The sequence below is a fragment of the Mesorhizobium koreense genome (assembly GCF_031656215.1).
In the GTDB taxonomy this organism is placed as follows: Bacteria; Pseudomonadota; Alphaproteobacteria; order Rhizobiales; family Rhizobiaceae; genus Mesorhizobium_L; species Mesorhizobium_L koreense.
The window spans coordinates 2293991-2311199 of record NZ_CP134228.1 but is presented as its reverse complement, the minus strand read 5'-3'; the positions used below and the strand labels follow the sequence as shown (position 1 = coordinate 2311199).

The window sequence follows — 17209 nt, the reverse complement described above, 5'->3', positions numbered from 1 at the left end:
TGACGCGATAGATGAAGAGCCAAAAAACCTTACCTTCCTTCTCAGCGCAACCGCGCTTCAATATCTTTGCGAAGCCCATCATTTTCACAGGCCCTAGCTAGTCCTTCCAAAACGCCGGCCAAATAGGGATAGAAATCGTGAAGAGCAGGTGCATTCTTGCGAGAATCGGCCGCGAGTTCGCCCTCCAGCGCGCTGCCGTGAAGGACACAGATTGAAGAACCGGTTGAGACACTCGGACCGATGAGGCCGCCGCGAGTCTGCTATCCTATGACGTATGTCGCCTCGGGGGGGATGATCAGATCGACAGAGTCGCCGATGCGGAATGGCGGCGTTCCGTCATCCTTGTTCGATGTCCGCACCGTAAACCGTTGGCCAGCACCTTCGCTGACGGCAATCTTGAGTTCCGCCCACGCGCCCAGATAGTTGACATCCAGGACCGACCCGCGAAGCACGGCGGAGTGCGATCCGCCTGCCTCCTGCCTTTCACTAGGATGGACCGTGGCGATCCGCTCCGGGCGGAACATGACCATCACGGGACCCTCGGCCGTGCTTTCGCAATCCGCCATCGGAAGTCTCGCCTCCACCCCGTCAAGCGCAAGCTCGCAGCCATGGCCGCCCGGCTGCCGCTTCAACTGCCCCTTGAGCAGATTCATGCGGCCCATGAAGTTGGCGACGAACGCCGTGGCCGGCCGCTCGAAAATGTCGGCCGGCGTCCCCACTTGCTCCACTTTTCCCGTGTTCATGACCACGATGCGATCGGAGAGGGTAAGCGCCTCTTCCTGATCGTGCGTTACGAGCAGCGTCGAGATGCCGAGGCTGCGCTGCAACTGGCGCATCTCGCTTTGCATGTGCTGCCTGAGTTCGCGGTCCAGAGCGCCGAAGGGCTCGTCCAGCAGGAGGATATCCGGCTGTATCACAAGGGCCCGAGCCAGGGCCGTGCGCTGTTGCTGCCCGCCGGACAATTGGCGCGGATAGGCGTCACGCCGTTCAAGGAGGCGAACCTTTTCCAGGGCTTCGTCGATCTTCGGACGCGCCGCCTGTTTGGCGATACCCCGCATCTTGAGCCCGAAGCCGACATTCTCCGCAACGGTCATGTGCGGGAATAGCGCATAGTTCTGGAAGACGAGCCCCACCTGCCGCTTGTGCGGCGGTATATCGTTGACGGGCGTACCGGCGATGCTGACGGTCCCGGAAGTGGGCCGCACGAAGCCGGCGATCATGCGCAGGATCGTCGTCTTTCCGCAGCCGGAAGGGCCGAGCAGCGTGACCATCTCTCCGCGACCGATCGTGAGGCTCAGCCCATCGACTGCGGCAAGCGCTCCGTATCGCTTGGTCACGCCTTCGAGATGTACGGCTTCGGCGCTCATGCTTGTCCTGTTCTCCCATAACCGCCGCGGGTGATGAGAAGCCCGCTCAGGACGGCGGTCAGCACTAGCGTCAGGCCGGAAACGGCAGCTATCGATGGTTCGAGTTGATAGGAAAGGCTGCTGAATATCTTGATCGGGATCGTGAAATTCCGCGTGGCAAGGAAATAGGTGACGATGAACTCGTCGAATGAGGTGATGAAGGAAAAGATCGCGCCTGCGAAAATGCCCGGCCGGATGATGGGCAGGACGATATGGACGAATGCCGAAAAGGGCGAAGCGCCAAGGCTTTGCGCGGCTTCCTCGAACCGGCGGTCGAAACTTTCCAGGCTGGCCCCGACCGTGACCACGACATAGGGAACACACAGGAGAAGGTGGGCCCCGACGAAGCCGGGTATCGTATCGTCGAGCCGTATCGGCAAAAGCACGCGATAGAGCGCCATGCCGAGCACCACATGCGGCAGGAGCATGGGCGACAGGAGCGCGCCGCGCAGGAATTTGCGGCCAGCCGGCGGCCCACGGTCGAGGGCGAGTGCCGCCATCGTCCCAAGGAGTAGCGCCACAGGCGTGGAAATCGAGGCAACGATCAGGCTTGTCCCAAGTGCCTCCCGCCATTCCGGGTCCGTGAAGATGAAAGCATACCAGCGGATTCCGAAGGCCTGCGGCGGGAACATCAGATAGTCCTCCGCGGTGAACGACTGAATCAGAAGGATGATTTGCGGCACGACCAGGAAGAACAGGACGACGCACGCAGTAATGGTGACAAATGCCCCCTTTTTTCCTTCGCGGCTCTCCTTCAAAGCGCCGCCTCCTTGCCGCGGGCCTTGGTGAGCTGTCTCGTCGCCGCATAGGAAAGCACGAGCACCGCGCCGATGAAGGCCAGCAGCATGACCGAGAAGGCGGCGGCTCGCGCCCAGTCGTACTGGTTGCGAACCAGATCGGTGATCGTCATCGCAAGCGTGGTGACGAAACTGCCGCCCATGATCACGGGCGTAAGATAGATGCCCATCGACAATATGAAGACCAGGGTCACGCCGGCGACCAGGCCCGGCAGCGAAAGCGGCAGGGTCACATGAGCAAAAACCCGCCAGGGCGATGCGCCGAGGCTTGCGGCGTTCTCCTCGAGCGACGGATCGATCGCGAGCAGGCTCGCAAAGAGCGGCAGGACGACAAAGGAAAGATAGACATGCGTGACGCCGACAACCACGCCGAACGTATTGTAGAGGAGCGGCAATGGCTGGTCGATGATGCCCAACGCCCGTAACGTCGTATTGATCAGCCCTTCGTGCCCGAGAACGAGGAGCCAGGCGACGTTGCGCACGATGACGCTGGTAAGCAGGGGGGAGACGACCAGCGCCAGGAGGACAATCCGCATACGCGGACCGGCCCGACGCATGAAAAGCGCCACGGGATAGCCCAGAACGACACAAGCGACCGTGACGAGGACCGATATCCAGACGGTCGACAGGAAGATGCTGAACGTTACGCCGTCCGTCCAGAAAGCCTGGTAGTAGGCAAGGCTCGGCCCGGCGGTCTGACCCGCCTCCGCAGGCGGACGAACACTGTCCGTAAGCAGGACACCCAACGGCAACGCAAAAACGCATGCATACAGGATCGCACTTGGCAGCAGGAGCAACCAAGGACGATATGACGCGCTTTCATCGCCGCCGCCGAGCATCAGCCGTTTCTCACTAGACGAAGTTCCGGTGAACGGGGATCAGCCCTGTTTCCAAGCGTCCCACATGCGGCGCCATTCGCCAAGATGATCGAGGATGGCGCCATAGTCTTCCTTCACCGCCAGCTTGAGGTCCTCCGGCTTGGTGATGACGACGCGCTTCGCGATGTCCGGCGTATAGCTGACCTTCATGTTGGGCGTGCCCTGGAAGAGCTGGTCTGCGAGGCCTTTCTGGCGGTCTGCATTGCAGATGTAGTTGATCCAGCGCTTCGCAAGGGCGGGATTTTTGGCCCCACGCGGGATGCAATACGGATCATAGCGGACGAAGAAGCCTTCCTCGGGCGTCACGAAATCCACCGGGACTCCGTTATCCTGAAGCGTGAAGACCCGGCCGTTCCAGCACGGCGTCAACCAGACTTCCTCGGTGCGCAGAAGCTGCTCCGCCTGAGCGCCGGTCGTCCAAAGGGTGGCCAGGTTCGGCCGCAGCTTGTCCAGTTCGGCGAACGTCTCCTTGTCGACCGGCGTCGGCTTCCCTTTCGCTACGAGATTCACCATCTGGAGAGCCTGTTCGAAGAGCGCCTCGTTGAGGGCGACCTTGCCTTTATAGGCCGGGTTCCACATCTCTTTCCACTGCTTGGGCCTCTCGGCGATGTGCTTCGTGTTGTAGGCCAGCCCATAGCACCAGAGGATCAGGCCGGGGCCATGGTCCGTCACGAATTCGGGGAAAAGGTTCGCGTATTCGGGAATCTCGTCACGGCCGATCGGCATCAGGAGATTGTTGCGCACCGCGAATGTATAGTCGGTGAGCTGCATCGGGATGACGTCGGCATCGGGCCGTCCTGCGTCGACCTGAGCCTTGATCTTGGCCATCGGGGGCGAACTGCCCTGCATCGTCAACACGTCGATGCGGACGCCTTCGGACTTGGCGAAGGGGTCGATCCAGTTCTCCTTGATGAATTTCCCGATGATGCCGTCGAAATTGTACACCACCAGCGTTTCGTTGGCGTACGCCCTGTTGACGATCGCCGGCATCGCCAATCCCGTGGCTGCCGACCCGGCTAGCGCTTTCAGGACGACCCGGCGGGTCAATCCGTTATTCATTCTGTCTGTCATCGTTTTCCTCCCTTGCTCTGATCCTGTTTCTGTATCGGCTACGCCGACTTCCGATCGGCTTTGGCATAGTGATGTCTGAGATACTCGTCCGAGAATTTGCCCGAGACACGGTCGGTCGCGAGATCCGCCTCGGAACGACCGAGCGGATCTCCGTATCCGCCGGCGCCCGGCGTCTCCGCCACCACCACTTGTTCAGGCGCCAGCACCATGCCCGAAGCCTTTGGCGGCAAGTCGGTGACCTTCCCGTCATCATCCCTGAGGAAGAACCGGCCCGAACTTCCGCTCTCCCCGCCGAAGATGCCCCATGGCTGGTGCCTGAAACGTTCGCCGACTCCGGAAAACTCGCAAGCGTGGCCGACCGGGCGGATCACGCGGCGCAGGCCCATTCCGCCGCGCTGGCGCCCTGCCCCACCGGAATCGGCGACGAGCGAATACTCCTCGACGCGAAGCGGATATTCCATTTCGATCGCCTCGACCGGCAGGTTGGACGTGTTCGTTATGCCGACCTGGACCCCGTCCTTGCCGTCATGGGTCGAGCGCGCGCCCATTCCACCACCCAACGTCTCGAGATAGACATATGGAGCGCCGGTCAGCGGATCCGTCCCGGCGAACACCATGCTGGTGTTGGCCCCGTTGGATGCGCCCGTCGTCTTCTCCGGAAGTACGGACGCGAGAGCTCCGAACACCACGTCGATGACGCGCTGGCAGGTATTGGCGCGCAGCGCGACGGCGCTGGGGCCGTCGCAGTTCACGATGGAGCCGCGCGGCGCAACGATCTCGAGCGCGTCGAGCACACCCTGATTGTTCGGCATATCGGGATCGAGAAGCGCCTTCAGCACGAAGGCGACAGCCGACTGGACGGCGTTCAGCGTCAGATTGATATTGCCGGGTACCTGCGGGTCAGATCCCGTGAAATCGAGGACGATCGTGCTATCCGTTTTCTTCACGGTCAGCGCGATGCGGACGTCCTCGCGTCCCGCCCCGTCATCGTCCATGAAATCCTCGAACGACCAGGTGCCGTCCGGAAGGGCGGCTATCGTTTGCCGCATCCGTTCCCTGGTACGCGTCACGATGTCGGCGAAAGCCTGCAGCACGTTCTCCACGCCGAAGCGCGCGAAGATCTGGGCCATGCGGTCGTTCCCGAGCCGGCAGGCTGCGATCTGCGCATTCAGATCGCCCCGTCGCTCGCGCGGCAGCCGCATGTTGAGCAGCAGGATATCGAAGATCTCTTTTTGCAGTTCGCCGCCACGGTGCAGGCGAACGACCGGAATCCGCACGCCCTCCTGATAGATCTCGGTAAGCCCGCCCGACATGGAGCCCTTGGCGGCGCCGCCTACATCGGCATGGTGGGCGATATTGCATACGAACCCCGCCAGCTCGCCATCGGCAAAAACCGGCATCGCCATGTTGATGTCCGGCAGATGGGTACCCCCGGCAACATGCGGGTCGTTGGCGACAAAGATATCGTTCGGGCCGATATCGGAGCCGTAGCGGTCGAGCAGGACCTGCACCAGCCCCGTCATGGAGGCGAGATGGATAGGCATCGACTTGTCCGCCTGCACGATGAGGCGGCCGGACCGGTCGAGGATAGCGATGGAGTGGTCGTGGCGCTCCTTGATATTGGTCGAGAAAGCGCTGCGCTGAACCGTCAGGAAGCACTCGTCGGTCACCGAGCGCAAACCGTTCCAGATGATTTCCAGCGTTATCGGATCCAGATTGGGCGTACTCACGCGCTAAGCTCCATGATCAGATTTCCCGCTTCGTCGACATGGGCGGCCGCTCCGGGAGGAACCACCGTGGTCGAATCGAACTGAGTGATGATCACCGGTCCGGCGAGGCTATCGCCCGGACCAAGCGAGGCACGATCGACGATGGATGTTTCTACCGGACGATCGCCGCCGAACCAGACGAGTCCATTGAGAGGCGCGGCTTCCGAAGGGGCACGTCCCGGATTGTTGGAGGGCCGCACCTTGCCGAACTGGATACGCGCGCGAAGACGCACATTGATGATCTCGACGCTGGCGTTCGGGTCGAAGTGTCCGTATTTCGCCCGGTGTTCGGCAAAAAACCGGCTCTGCAGTTCTTGACCGCCGGGAAGCGACGATTCGTTTCCGTTGCCGATGTCTATGGGAAGCTCGTAATTCTGGCCGACGTAGCGCATGTCGAGCGCGGCGGACAGATCGCAATGCTGCCCCTCCCCGATGCTCATGGCCCATGTGCCGGCCTCATCGAGGAGGCGTGCCAAGGCTGACCGCACGGGCCCCAGATCCTGCTCGACGGGAGCCCTCACCGTGGCCACGAAGCTCTCTTCGAGGTCGGAAACCGCAACCCCTTCAGCGCAGAGGATACCTGGAGAAATCGGGACGACGATATCCCGCATTCCCAGTTCACGGGCAACGTCGGCGGCGTGCAGGCCGCCCGCGCCTCCGAAAGGCATCAGCGAGAAACGCCGCGGATCGTAACCGCGCTCGATCGACACGACGCGGATCGCCCTAACCATATTGGAAACAACGATCCTGATGATCCCCAGGGCCGCCTCTTCGACCGAGAGCCCCAGCTTGTCGGCAATCGGCTCGATCGCGCGCGCGGCGGCATCGCGGTCGAGCCTCATTCCCCCGCCGACAAGCTCGCATGGAAGGCGGCCGAGCACCACATTCGCATCTGTAACCGTCGGCAGCGTGCCTCCTTGTCCGTAGCAGGCCGGCCCGGGAGCGGCGCCCGCGCTTTCCGGCCCTACCTTGAGCAGGCCGTCACGGCCGATATGCGCGATCGATCCGCCGCCGGCCCCGACGGTGTGGATATCGATCGAGGGTAGGCGAACGGGAAAGTCGGCGATATTGCGGCCATAGGCCAGCGTCGCGGCGCCATTTTCGATAAGGCAGACGTCCGTGCTCGTGCCGCCTATGTCCAGGGTGATCAGGTCACTTCGTTTGGAGCGGGTCGCGACCGACATGGCTCCCACGACGCCGGCGGCCGGCCCAGACAGAGCGGTGCGGATCGGCATTTCGGAAGCACGGTGAATGTTCATCAACCCACCGGAAGACTGGCTGATACCGATCGACGCGCGCGGTGCTTCGCCGGCGAGCGACGAGGCCAGATGGTTCATGTATTGCGTAACTTTCGGCTTCAGGAACGCGTTCAAGAGCGTCGTCGAAAACCGCTCATATTCGCGGAACTCCGGCTGCACATCACTCGACAACGAAACCTGGATGCCTGGACAGCGCTCGCTGAGCGCGGCCCCGATACGTTGCTCGTGCCGCGGATTGATGAAGGAGAAGAGCAGGCAGACGGCGCAACTGTCGACGTTCGCCGCAACCACCTCCGCCACTACGCGGTCGATCTCTTCGTCGAGCAAGTCCCGCAGGACCTCTCCGCTGGGACCGATGCGCTCCGCCACCTCGAAACGACACTCGCGCGGCACCACCGGCATCGGCGCATCGGCGTTCAAATCGTAGACCTTGGGACGAACCTGGCGGCCGATCTCGACGAGGTCGCGGAATCCGGCCGTGGTTATCATGGCCACGCGTCCGCCCTTCCGCTCGATCAAGGCGTTCGTGGCGACGGTCGTACCGTGGGCGAACCGATCGAGCACGTTCGCGGGCAGATCAAGGCGGGTGCGGAGGTCGATCAGTCCCGAGAGAACGGCGGTCGAGGGGTCATCCGGCGTGGAGGGAATCTTGTGGACGTGAACGGCTCCAGTCGTGCTGTCCGAAAGGAAGAAGTCGGTAAAGGTCCCACCTACGTCGACACCGACCGTCCAGCTCATTGCATTTTTCTCCTCGATGGATATTATTTGTATCCAAATTGGATATCTTGTCAATCAGGCAGTGCCAGAATATGTCGATAACGAGGGAGGCCTTTGATTCGTCATGGGAAATGCCACTCGAAACAGTGACGTCGGCCAGCGGAACGCGGATCGCATCTATGGCGAGATACGCGAGAAAATCCTGTCCATGGAATTCGCGCCAAGCTCTGTGATCGACGAAGCCGGCATCGTGCAGAAATCAGGCGTTTCGCGAACACCCGTCCGGGAAGCGATCATTCGTCTCGTATCGGAGGGCTTGCTGCTGCGCGATGGGCGGCAGGTTCGCGTGGCTTCCTTCGATATTTCGCAATTGCGCGATGTGTTCGAGGGCCTGATGCTTCTGTCGCGCGCGTTGCATCGCCTGGCAGCACTTCGCCGGGAGCCGGCACATCTGACGGCCATGTGGAAAGCGCTTCAGATATTCGAAGCCGAGGCGGAATCGCCCGACGAGGCCCGGTTGAGCGAGGCGAACCATCACTTTCACATGGAGGTCGCCAAGGCCGCGGCGAGTACCGTTCTGCACGGCTTCTACGAAACCGTCTCCATCGACACGTTGAGACTGTCGCGCCAATGCTTCATCGTCGGTGCTCGGGCCGGCTATGTCGGTGACGATCACCTGAAGCAGACCATGCAGGACCACCGGGATCTCTTCGCAGCGATCGAGGCCGGCGACGGGGACGAGGCCGATAGTGTCGCGCAGCGCCACACCGTTCTCTTCAGGGAGCGGCTCACGCGGCAATTGCTCGGGCGGTCGGGCGATATCGATTCCTTCCACCTCCAAGACCGAATGGGCCTGGAACCGTCGGGGCGGCGCGGCTGAATCCGGCGATGATATCCCACTATACAGCTCTTGTGCGCTCTCCGCTCGGCGTCATGCCGAATTGCGCACGGTAGCAGCGCGCGAAGTGTGAACTGCTGGCAAAACCGCAGGCGAATCCGATCTCCGTAACCGACAGCGCGCTTTGGCGCAGGAGGTTACGCGCATGGGCGAGCCGCAACTGGTGGTAATGATGCAGGAACGAAGTCCGTAGCCGCGTCTGGAACAACCGGTCGAGATGGCGCGGGCTGATGCCTGCGAACGAGGCCATCGTGATGCGGTCGAGAGGCGCGGAAAGCGTCGTCTCCATCTTCTCCAATATAGCGAGCAGCACGGGGTGGTGGACGCCATAGCGCTCCGCCAGCGAGGCGCGTTGCGGGGCGGACGGCATATCGACATGGGTGTGCAGGAACCAGTCGCTTACGCGCCTTGCGAATGCCGCGCCCATGCGTTCCGTGATCAGGGCGTGCATCATGTCCATCGGCGCGATGCCGCCGCCGCAGGTCAGCCGGTCGCGGTCCAGGATAAAGCGTGAGCGCTCGGGCTTCAGCGTCGGGAACGCCTCCATCAGCGCTTCGACGTGCTCCCAGTGTATCGTGAAGCGGCGTTCGGCGAGTAGTCCTGCTGCCGCCATCAGATAGGGCCCGCCGGCGATGCCGCCGATCCGCACACCCTGGCGTGCGAGCCGGCGCAGGCAACTGATAACCGGCGGTACCATCCAGTCTTTCGGCTCGCCGCCCGCCGTCACGAATACGGTATGCAGCGAGCCCCGATCCACGGGCAGTCGCTCGCCACGGACGCTCGCGCCGGATGACGAGACGGTCTCCTCGCCGGAGACGATATAATTTGTCCAGCGATAGAGCGGCCGTCCGGCGAGCCGGTTGGCCGCACGCAGCGGCTCGACGGCGGTAGCGTACGACATGAGGGCGAAGCCCGGCAGCGGGATGAAGCCGAAATGCTGGACGCCGGGAGTTGGCTCTATAACCATGTCTCATTCATATCTGTATCCGTCCTTCACAGACAAGGGCCTGCCGTTCGTTTCCGCATATTTCGCGGCGGTCGAAGGATTTGATCCATGCGCTATTCGTTTGCGTCTCTCATCACCAACGCCCTTTCGGGCAACCGCAACTGGACGCCTGTCTGGCGTGAGCCGGAACCGAAGAGCCGTTACGATGTCGTCATCGTCGGTGGCGGCGGCCACGGCCTCGCCACCGCCTATTACCTTGCCAAAGAACATGGCATCCGCAACGTCGCTATTGTGGAAAAGGGCTGGCTCGGCTCGGGCAATATCGGCCGCAACACGACCCTCATCCGCTCCAACTACCTTCTGCCCGGCAACGAGCCTTTCTACGAATGGTCCCTTAAACTGTGGGAGGGGCTGGAGCAGGAATTCAACTTCAACGCCATGGTCTCCCAGCGCGGCGTGCTCAATCTCTATCATTCCGACGCCCAGCGCGACGCCTTCACCCGCCGCGGCAATGCCATGCGCATGCATGGCGTCGATGCCGAATTGCTGGACCGCGAGGGCGTGCGCCGCATGTTGCCCTTCTTCGACTACGACAATGCGCGCTTCCCTATCATGGGCGCGCTGTTGCAGCGGCGCGGCGGCACGGTTCGTCATGACGCGGTCGCCTGGGGTTACGGACGCGGCGCCGATGAAATGGGCGTGGATATCATCCAGCATTGCGAGGTGACCGGCATCCGCGTGGAGAACGGCCGGGCCAAGGGGGTCGAGACGACCCGCGGCTTCATCGGCTGCGACCGGCTGGCACTCGCGGCTGCCGGCAATTCCTCCGTCGTCGGCGCCATGGCCGGGCTGCGCCTGCCCATCGAGAGCCATGTACTGCAGGCCTTCGTCTCCGAGGGCCTGAAACCCTTCATCGACACCGTCGTGACCTTCGGCGCCGGCCATTTCTACATCTCGCAATCGGACAAGGGCGGGCTGGTCTTCGGCGGTGATATCGACGGCTACAATTCCTATGCCCAGCGCGGCAATCTGGCGACGGTCGAGCATGTCTTCGAGGCAGGCCTGGCGATGTTCCCGGGCCTGTCGCGCGTCAAGGCGCTGCGTTCCTGGGGCGGCGTCATGGACATGTCGATGGACGGATCGCCGATCATCGACAAGACGCCCATCCCCAACCTCTATCTCAATTGCGGCTGGTGCTATGGCGGCTTCAAGGCAACCCCGGCCTCCGGCTGGTGCTTCGCCCATCTGATCGCCCGCGACGAGCCGCATCCGGTGGCGCGCGAGATGCGGCTCGACCGCTTCGCGCGCGGCTATCTCATCGACGAGAACGGCCGCGGCGCCCAGGCAAATCTCCATTAGGAAACGACGATGGCCAGTCTCATCCCCTGCCCCCACTGCGGCATGCGCCCGAAGGAGGAGTTCACCATCCGCGGCGCCGTGCCTGACAATCGCCCCGCCTGGGGTACGCCGATAGACGATCCGCAATGGTTCTCTGCCGTCTATCTGCGAGCGAACCCGCGCGGACGCCTGCGCGAGCATTGGTATCATGGCGCCGGCTGCGGCAGTTGGCTGATCGTCGAGCGGGACAATATGAGCCACGCCGTCTACGACGTCGCCGACGCCCGGGCACGCGGGCTCGCGGGAGACCGGACATGAGTTCCCGGCGTCTCCCGCAGGGTGGCCTGATCGATCGTTCCCGCCCGATCGACTTCACCTTCGACGGACAGAAACTCTCGGGCTTCGCCGGCGACACGCTGGCCTCGGCCCTGCTCGCCAATGGGCGACGCCTCGTGGGCCGCAGTTTCAAATACCACCGCCCACGCGGAATCCTGACCGCGGGCTCAGCCGAACCCAACGCTCTGGTAACCGTCGGCACGGGCGGGCGGCGCGAGCCTAATGTGCGCGCCACCATGGCGGAGCTTCACGAAGGCATGGTCGCCAAGAGCCAGAACCGCTGGCCTTCGCTCGGCTTCGATCTGGGCGCCGTCAACCAGCTTTTCTCGCCTTTCCTCGCCGCCGGTTTCTACTACAAGACCTTCATGTGGCCGGGAGCTCTCTGGGAGAAGCTCTACGAGCCGCTGATCCGCCGTGCGGCAGGACTCGGCAAGGCAAGCTACGAGCGGGACCCGGACCGTTTCGAAAAGCGCTGGGCACATTGTGACCTGCTGGTGATCGGCGCCGGCCCCGCCGGCCTGATGGCGGCGCTGACCGCGGCGCGCTCCGGCGCGCGTGTCGTCCTCGTCGACGAGCAGTCGCTTCCCGGCGGCTCGCTCCTCGGTGAACGCGAGAGCGTTGACAATATGGAGGCGCCGGACTGGGCGCGGCAGGTCGCGGACGAGCTTGACACCATGCCGAATGTGCGGGTGCTTTTGCGCACCACTGCCTTCGGCTGGTATGATTCCAACGTGTTCGGCGCGCTCGAACGGGTGCAGAAACATCGCGCCGAAATAGACGAGGCGCTTCCTGTCGAGCGGCTTTGGCGCATCGTGGCAAAGCGCGCCGTTCTGGCGAGTGGCGCCGAAGAGCGTCCGTTGGTGTTCGGCGGTAACGACCGGCCCGGCATCATGATCGCCGGCGCGATGCGCACCTATCTCAACCGCTACGCCGTGGCGCCGGGCAGGAAAGTCGCAATCTTCACCAATGGTGACGCCGCCTACCGTACGGCGCGTGATCTGCAGGCACGCGGCGTCGAGGTGGCGGCGGTAATCGACAGCCGCGCCGCCTCTTCGGCCACGTCGGCGGCAACCCGCACCATCCCCGGCGGGCTGGTGACGCGCACCTTCGGCGGGAAAAGCCTCAAAGGCATCGAAATCCTCAGCAACGGAAAATACGAGCGGATCGGCGTCGACGCGCTGGCGATGTCAGGCGGTTATACCCCGATCATCAATCTCGCCTGCCAGCGCGGCGGCCGTCCTATATGGAATGAAGGCCTGCAAGCCTTTCTCGCCCCCGAGATCGGCGGGCTGGCAGTAACCGGGTCCGCTGCCGGCATCTATGGTCTCGCCGACTGCCTACGCGACGGTATCGAGAAGGCCAAAGCCGCGCTCGGCGAACTAGGCATCAAACCGGCTCGCTTCGATCCGCCCAAGACGGCGAAAGAGACCGGCGCCGGGTTCAAAGCGCTCTGGCATGTCAAGGAGTCTCGCGCCAAAGCCTTCGTCGATTTCCAGAATGACGTGGCCGTCTCCGATCTCGGCCTGGCCGTACGTGAAGGCTACGGCCATATCGAGCACGCGAAGCGCTACACCACCACGGGAATGGCCACCGACCAGGGCAAGCTGTCCAACCTGAACGCGATCGGCATCGTCGCCGAGGCACAGGGGAAGTCGCCGGCGGAGATCGGCACGACCACCTTCCGCCCCTTCTATACGCCGGTTTCCTTCGGCGCGATCGTGGGCGCCAATCGCGAAAAGCACTTCCAACCGGTGCGCAAATCGCCATTGCATGGCTGGGCCGAGGCGAATGGCGCCGTCTTCGTGGAAGCCGGGCTCTGGTATCGCTCCGCCTGGTTCCCCCGGGAAGGCGAGACCCATTGGCGCCAGAGCGCGGATCGCGAGGCGGCCAATGTCCGCGCCAATGTCGGCATCTGCGATGTCTCCACCCTCGGCAAGATCGAGATCTTCGGTCCCGACGCTCCGGAATTCCTGAACCGCATCTACTGCAACGGTTTCGCCAAGCTCCCGATCGGCAAGGCGCGCTACGGACTGATGCTGCGCGAGGACGGCTTCATCTTCGACGACGGCACGACAAGCCGCTTCGCCGAGGACCATTATTTCATGACCACGACGACGGCGCAGGCCGCCGGCGTCATGACGCATCTGGAATTCTGTGCGCAGGTCTTGTGGCCGGAGCTCGACGTGCGTTTCGCCTCTGTCTCCGACCAATGGGCGCAGATGGCGATCGCCGGACCGAAATCCCGCGACGTGATCGCCGAACTGGTGGACCGCGATGTCTCGAACGAAGCGTTCCCCTTCCTGGCCGCGGCTGATGTCACGGTTCTGGGCGCGGTGCCGGCGAGGCTTTTCCGCATCTCGTTTTCAGGTGAGCTCGCCTATGAGCTTGCCGTGCCGGCGCGCGCGGGCAAGCGTGTTGCCGACGCTGTCATGGAAGCGGGCGCGAAACACGGCATCATGCCCTACGGCACGGAAGCGCTCTCGGTGCTGCGCATCGAGAAGGGCCATGTTACCCACGCCGAGATCAACGGCACGGTGGTTCCAGACGATATCGGCATGGGCAGAATGGCGTCACAGGCCAAGGACTATGTCGGGCGCCCGATGCTCGGCCGCGAGGCGCTGGCCGCCGGGGATCGAATGCAGCTCGTCGGGTTGAAGCCTGTCGGCGCCGATCGCATCATCCGGACTGGTTCTCATCTGCTGGAACGCGAGGCACCGCCGTCGACCGAGAACGACCAGGGCCACGTCACCTCCGCCTGCTATTCGCCTGCGCTCGGCCATCACGTCGCCCTGGCGTTGCTCAAGCATGGACGCGCCCGCCATGGCGAGGAAATCAGGATATGGGACGGGCTGCGCGGAGAGGAATTCCTCGCCGTCGTCTGCGAAGCCTGCTTCGTCGATCGGGAAAATGGGAGGCTCCATGTCTGATGTTGCCAACGGCGCTGGACGAACCAGGACGCCGACGGTTATGCTCGCAGCCACTCTTCCGGCCGCGATCTTCCTCGTCCTTGCCTCAGCGAAAGCGCACGACGCCGTAGCAAAGCGGCTCATGACTATCGCCTCTGCCGTCGGTGTTCTTCCCCGCTCCGTTGGGCGCGATAAATGGCTGATCATCGCCGAAACCGGCGCGGCAACGGCGAAGCTGCGACAATCCCTTGCCGCTGGCCTTGGCGCCGAAGCATCATTCCTCGACCAGAGCGACAGCCGTACGGTGATTGTCGCCGATGGTCCGGATGTTCGTGAAATGCTTGCGAAAGGCATCGGCATGGATCTCGCCCCCGATTCCTTTCCGGAGGGCGCTTCAGCCATGACGGCCTTCGGTCATCTCACGGTCCAGGTCACCCGCACGGCCGCCAACCGCTACGACCTTATCGTCACATCCAGCTTTGCCGACAGCCTGTGGGAGTCGTTGCGCGAAGCTTCCCTCGAATTCGGTTGTGACGCGCCCGAAAAGCTCACTGACCTGGGCTGAGCACTTCGAATTATCGGGAAGATCGGCTGCGAGATCGACCTTCAACTCGCCGCTTTGAGGAAGTGAGCGGGCGTACCCGCGACTACGGCATTGCTACAGCTCGAACCACAACCCTTCAGGTATCCGCATTGCGGCCGTTCCCGGCATGTCGCGTGCGGGACGGCATGTCGTCGCCATCCTCGCCTAGCGGCATCTCATCCGTTTCCGGAAGATCGACGAACCTGGCCGGGGAGAGCCGCTTGCGGTTGATCGTGACGTCGAAGACGTCGAAGCGGTTGTAGTAGCCGACCACATCGTGGAACTGTTTGGGCTCGATGCATCGCCGCAGGTCGAACTCGGCATAGCCGATGCCTTCTTCCTCCTGCAGATGGTCCCCGAGCGTCTCTCCCGTCGGATCGACGAAGAAGCTTGCCGCGCGCGGAGTCCCGTCGATGATATCGGCAACGCCGGGATCACGCGCGATGAGAAATTCCCTCATCGCCTTGTCCATGTACCCGGCCGTGACGATCCCGAACGCTTTTGCCTCGAACGAATGCGCGCTTGCGCGAATTCTGTTGGCCGCGACATTGTTGAAATTCCCGCCGACGCTGGGGCGTCGGGTCGGCCACATCGGCGGCCAACTCGAAATATGGATCTGCTCGCTCTGCGCCATCAGGGCATAGCGGGCCAGCGGGTTGGTATTTTCCCCGCAGATCAGGTTTCCCACGCGGCCGACAGGCGTGGAAGAGACCTTGAGGCCTGCCCCGTCGCCTGAGGCCCAGACGAGTTTCTCGTAGAACGTGGGAACGAGCTTGCGATGGTGGTTGAGGATCGCGCCGTCGTGCCCGATCAGGATATTGCTGTTCCAAAGCGCGCCTACGCTGGCATCCGAGCTTTCGCTGATGCCCATCGAGATGCAGACGCCGAGCGATTTGGCTTCCCTTCTGAGCGCATGGATTTCAGCGCCGTGCGGAGACACGGATTGCTCGGCCATTCGGACGAAGAGATCGTGATTTTCGATCGGAGCCCACAAGGCAGCCCAAACGGGAAAGGCCGGAATAAACGTCTCAGGAAAGGCAATAAGCCTGGCGCCGTGGCGCGCCGCCTCCCGGACCAGCGAGATGGCTTTCTCGGCCGTCGCGGCCCTGTCGAGGAAGACCGGAGCCGCATGAACGGTGGCGACTGTTACCAACGAAGACATCTGTCAGGGAACCTCGAATGCTCACGCAAAGCACAGCAGGCTATCAGACAGATTGGCGAAAGTTGAATCGTACTTTCGCAGCCCGGCCGTGGTCCCAAAAAAACGTGGCCTCAAAAAAGGAAGAGCCATCCGAAAGCCGCCAAGCCCCTGCTTCAGACCCTCAGTATGATCTTGCCGAAATTGTCCGTCGCCTCCAGCATGCGATGGGCCTCGACCGCCTCTTCGAACGGCAGAACGGCATGGATTACCGGTTCGATCTCGCCTCGGGCAAGAACCGGCATCCAGCGCTGGCGGAAACGCTCGACTATCCGGGCTTTCTCTTCGATGGAGTGCGGACGAAGGGTGAAGCCGCGCAGTTGCAGCATCTTGGTCAGAACCGAGGCAACATCCATTTCAGCCATGCCGCCGCTCAGCAGGCCGACGAAAGCCATTCGCCCCCGCCACCTGAGCAGCGAGATATGACGTGCGAGATAGGCCGGTCCGACGAAATCCTCGACCACGTCAATTCCGTCGGGGTAAATCTCGCGGACAGACTCGGCGAAATCCGCTTCGCGATAGTTCACTACATGCCGCACACCCCAGTCACGCAGGCGCCGGGCCTTCTCCTCGCGGCCGGTGGTGGTGACGATCTCGGCCCCGATATGCTGGGCCATGCGGATCGCCGTGCTGCCGACCGCGCTCGCGCCGGCCTGAATCAGCACGCGCTCGCCCGGCGCGAGACGCGAGAGTTCGAACAGTGTCTCATGCGCGGTGCAGTATGTTTCGATCACGCTGGCCGCGCGCACGTCATCCCAGTCGGCGGGTACGGCGACGACGTGGCGCCAATGCGCCACCGCATATTCCGCGTAGCCGCCGCCTGAAAGCAGGGCCGCGACGCGCGTCCCGGGAACGATATCCCGGACCTCCGCCCCGACCTCGATCACCTCGCCGCCGCATTCGACGCCAAGCACGGGATTGGCGCCCTTGGGCACAGGATAGACGCCGGCGCGTTGCATCGCGTCGAGCCGGTTCACGCCGATCGCTCCGACGCGGATCAGGACCTCGTCCGGAGCGGGATGGGGCCGCTCGACATCCAGGAAGCGCAGGGCCTCCGGTCCTCCCGGCTCGGGTGCATGGCAGATCATCATCGGCATAGAAACCCCC

At 63.0% G+C, this 17209-nt stretch carries 14 protein-coding genes; 5 read left to right on the top strand and 9 right to left on the bottom strand.

Annotated features, from left to right (window positions below; all coding sequences use genetic code 11):
- Positions 1-260: 260 nt before the first annotated feature.
- From RBH77_RS10935 to RBH77_RS10910, 6 genes are all read right to left on the bottom strand, one after another.
- On the bottom strand, positions 261-1367 hold the full coding sequence (locus RBH77_RS10935; protein WP_311032200.1) for an ABC transporter ATP-binding protein: 1107 nt from the start codon (positions 1365-1367) through the stop codon (positions 261-263).
- Positions 1364-2164, bottom strand: coding sequence for an ABC transporter permease (locus tag RBH77_RS10930; protein WP_311032199.1), 801 nt, complete (start codon positions 2162-2164; stop codon positions 1364-1366). Before RBH77_RS10930 ends, RBH77_RS10935 begins: the two co-directional genes overlap by 4 nt.
- A complete protein-coding gene (locus RBH77_RS10925; RefSeq protein ID WP_311032198.1) occupies positions 2161-2949 on the bottom strand; it encodes an ABC transporter permease in 789 nt (262 codons plus the stop codon). Before RBH77_RS10925 ends, RBH77_RS10930 begins: the two co-directional genes overlap by 4 nt.
- A 132-nt stretch (positions 2950-3081) precedes the next feature.
- Complete coding sequence (locus RBH77_RS10920) at positions 3082-4152, bottom strand: ABC transporter substrate-binding protein (RefSeq protein ID WP_311032197.1); 1071 nt, start codon at positions 4150-4152, stop codon at positions 3082-3084.
- Positions 4153-4190: 38 nt separating this feature from the next.
- A complete protein-coding gene (locus RBH77_RS10915; protein ID WP_311032196.1) occupies positions 4191-5882 on the bottom strand; it encodes a hydantoinase B/oxoprolinase family protein in 1692 nt (563 codons plus the stop codon).
- The gene (locus tag RBH77_RS10910) at positions 5879-7918 is read right to left on the bottom strand and encodes a hydantoinase/oxoprolinase family protein (protein ID WP_311032194.1); all 2040 of its coding nucleotides are present in this window, start codon (positions 7916-7918) and stop codon (positions 5879-5881) included. The genes RBH77_RS10915 and RBH77_RS10910 overlap by 4 nt, the downstream gene beginning before the upstream one ends.
- Positions 7919-8021: 103 nt before the next feature.
- Here RBH77_RS10910 and RBH77_RS10905 point away from each other — a divergent pair, with 103 nt between their 5' ends.
- Positions 8022-8777: a GntR family transcriptional regulator gene (locus RBH77_RS10905; RefSeq protein ID WP_311032192.1), complete on the top strand. Its 756-nt coding sequence runs from the start codon at positions 8022-8024 to the stop codon at positions 8775-8777.
- A 19-nt stretch (positions 8778-8796) separates the two neighbouring features.
- Here the strand turns inward: RBH77_RS10905 and RBH77_RS10900 are convergent, their stop codons facing one another.
- Positions 8797-9762: a GlxA family transcriptional regulator gene (locus RBH77_RS10900; protein ID WP_311032191.1), complete on the bottom strand. Its 966-nt coding sequence runs from the start codon at positions 9760-9762 to the stop codon at positions 8797-8799.
- Positions 9763-9849: 87 nt separating this feature from the next.
- Here RBH77_RS10900 and RBH77_RS10895 point away from each other — a divergent pair, with 87 nt between their 5' ends.
- The 4 genes from RBH77_RS10895 to RBH77_RS10880 are packed head-to-tail and all read left to right on the top strand — an operon-like array spanning position 9850 to position 14886.
- Positions 9850-11100, top strand: a complete 1251-nt coding sequence (locus RBH77_RS10895) for a sarcosine oxidase subunit beta family protein (RefSeq protein WP_311032190.1) — start codon at positions 9850-9852, stop codon at positions 11098-11100.
- A gap of 9 nt (positions 11101-11109) precedes the next feature.
- Entirely contained in the window at positions 11110-11397 is a 288-nt protein-coding gene (locus RBH77_RS10890) for a sarcosine oxidase subunit delta (protein ID WP_311032188.1), read from the top strand.
- The gene (locus RBH77_RS10885; RefSeq protein WP_311032186.1) at positions 11394-14342 is read left to right on the top strand and encodes a sarcosine oxidase subunit alpha family protein; all 2949 of its coding nucleotides are present in this window, start codon (positions 11394-11396) and stop codon (positions 14340-14342) included. Before RBH77_RS10890 ends, RBH77_RS10885 begins: the two co-directional genes overlap by 4 nt.
- Positions 14323-14886 (top strand): sarcosine oxidase subunit gamma, encoded by a 564-nt coding sequence (locus RBH77_RS10880; RefSeq protein WP_311032185.1) that lies wholly within the window; start codon positions 14323-14325, stop codon positions 14884-14886. Before RBH77_RS10885 ends, RBH77_RS10880 begins: the two co-directional genes overlap by 20 nt.
- 115 nt (positions 14887-15001) lie before the next feature.
- On the opposite strand, the gene RBH77_RS10875 is transcribed toward RBH77_RS10880, so the two are convergent.
- Together RBH77_RS10875 and RBH77_RS10870 are read right to left on the bottom strand one after the other, a co-directional pair.
- A complete protein-coding gene (locus tag RBH77_RS10875; RefSeq protein ID WP_311032184.1) occupies positions 15002-16066 on the bottom strand; it encodes a carbon-nitrogen hydrolase family protein in 1065 nt (354 codons plus the stop codon).
- Positions 16067-16218: 152 nt separating this feature from the next.
- Positions 16219-17199, bottom strand: a complete 981-nt coding sequence (locus RBH77_RS10870; RefSeq protein WP_311032183.1) for an NAD(P)H-quinone oxidoreductase — start codon at positions 17197-17199, stop codon at positions 16219-16221.
- Positions 17200-17209 lie beyond the last annotated feature (10 nt).

Excerpts from the sequence above, each read along its gene's own strand:
- RBH77_RS10935 (WP_311032200.1), bottom strand. The coding sequence starts at position 1,367 with ATGAGCGCCGAAGCCGTACATCTCGAAGGCGTGACCAAGCGATACGGA.
- RBH77_RS10920 (WP_311032197.1), bottom strand. The coding sequence starts at position 4,152 with ATGACAGACAGAATGAATAACGGATTGACCCGCCGGGTCGTCCTGAAA.
- RBH77_RS10910 (WP_311032194.1), bottom strand. The coding sequence starts at position 7,918 with ATGAGCTGGACGGTCGGTGTCGACGTAGGTGGGACCTTTACCGACTTC.
- RBH77_RS10905 (WP_311032192.1), top strand. The coding sequence starts at position 8,022 with ATGGGAAATGCCACTCGAAACAGTGACGTCGGCCAGCGGAACGCGGAT.
- RBH77_RS10900 (WP_311032191.1), bottom strand. The coding sequence starts at position 9,762 with ATGGTTATAGAGCCAACTCCCGGCGTCCAGCATTTCGGCTTCATCCCG.
- RBH77_RS10895 (WP_311032190.1), top strand. The coding sequence starts at position 9,850 with ATGCGCTATTCGTTTGCGTCTCTCATCACCAACGCCCTTTCGGGCAAC.
- RBH77_RS10890 (WP_311032188.1), top strand. The coding sequence starts at position 11,110 with ATGGCCAGTCTCATCCCCTGCCCCCACTGCGGCATGCGCCCGAAGGAG.
- RBH77_RS10885 (WP_311032186.1), top strand. The coding sequence starts at position 11,394 with ATGAGTTCCCGGCGTCTCCCGCAGGGTGGCCTGATCGATCGTTCCCGC.
- RBH77_RS10880 (WP_311032185.1), top strand. The coding sequence starts at position 14,323 with ATGGGAGGCTCCATGTCTGATGTTGCCAACGGCGCTGGACGAACCAGG.
- RBH77_RS10875 (WP_311032184.1), bottom strand. The coding sequence starts at position 16,066 with ATGTCTTCGTTGGTAACAGTCGCCACCGTTCATGCGGCTCCGGTCTTC.
- RBH77_RS10870 (WP_311032183.1), bottom strand. The coding sequence starts at position 17,199 with ATGCCGATGATGATCTGCCATGCACCCGAGCCGGGAGGACCGGAGGCC.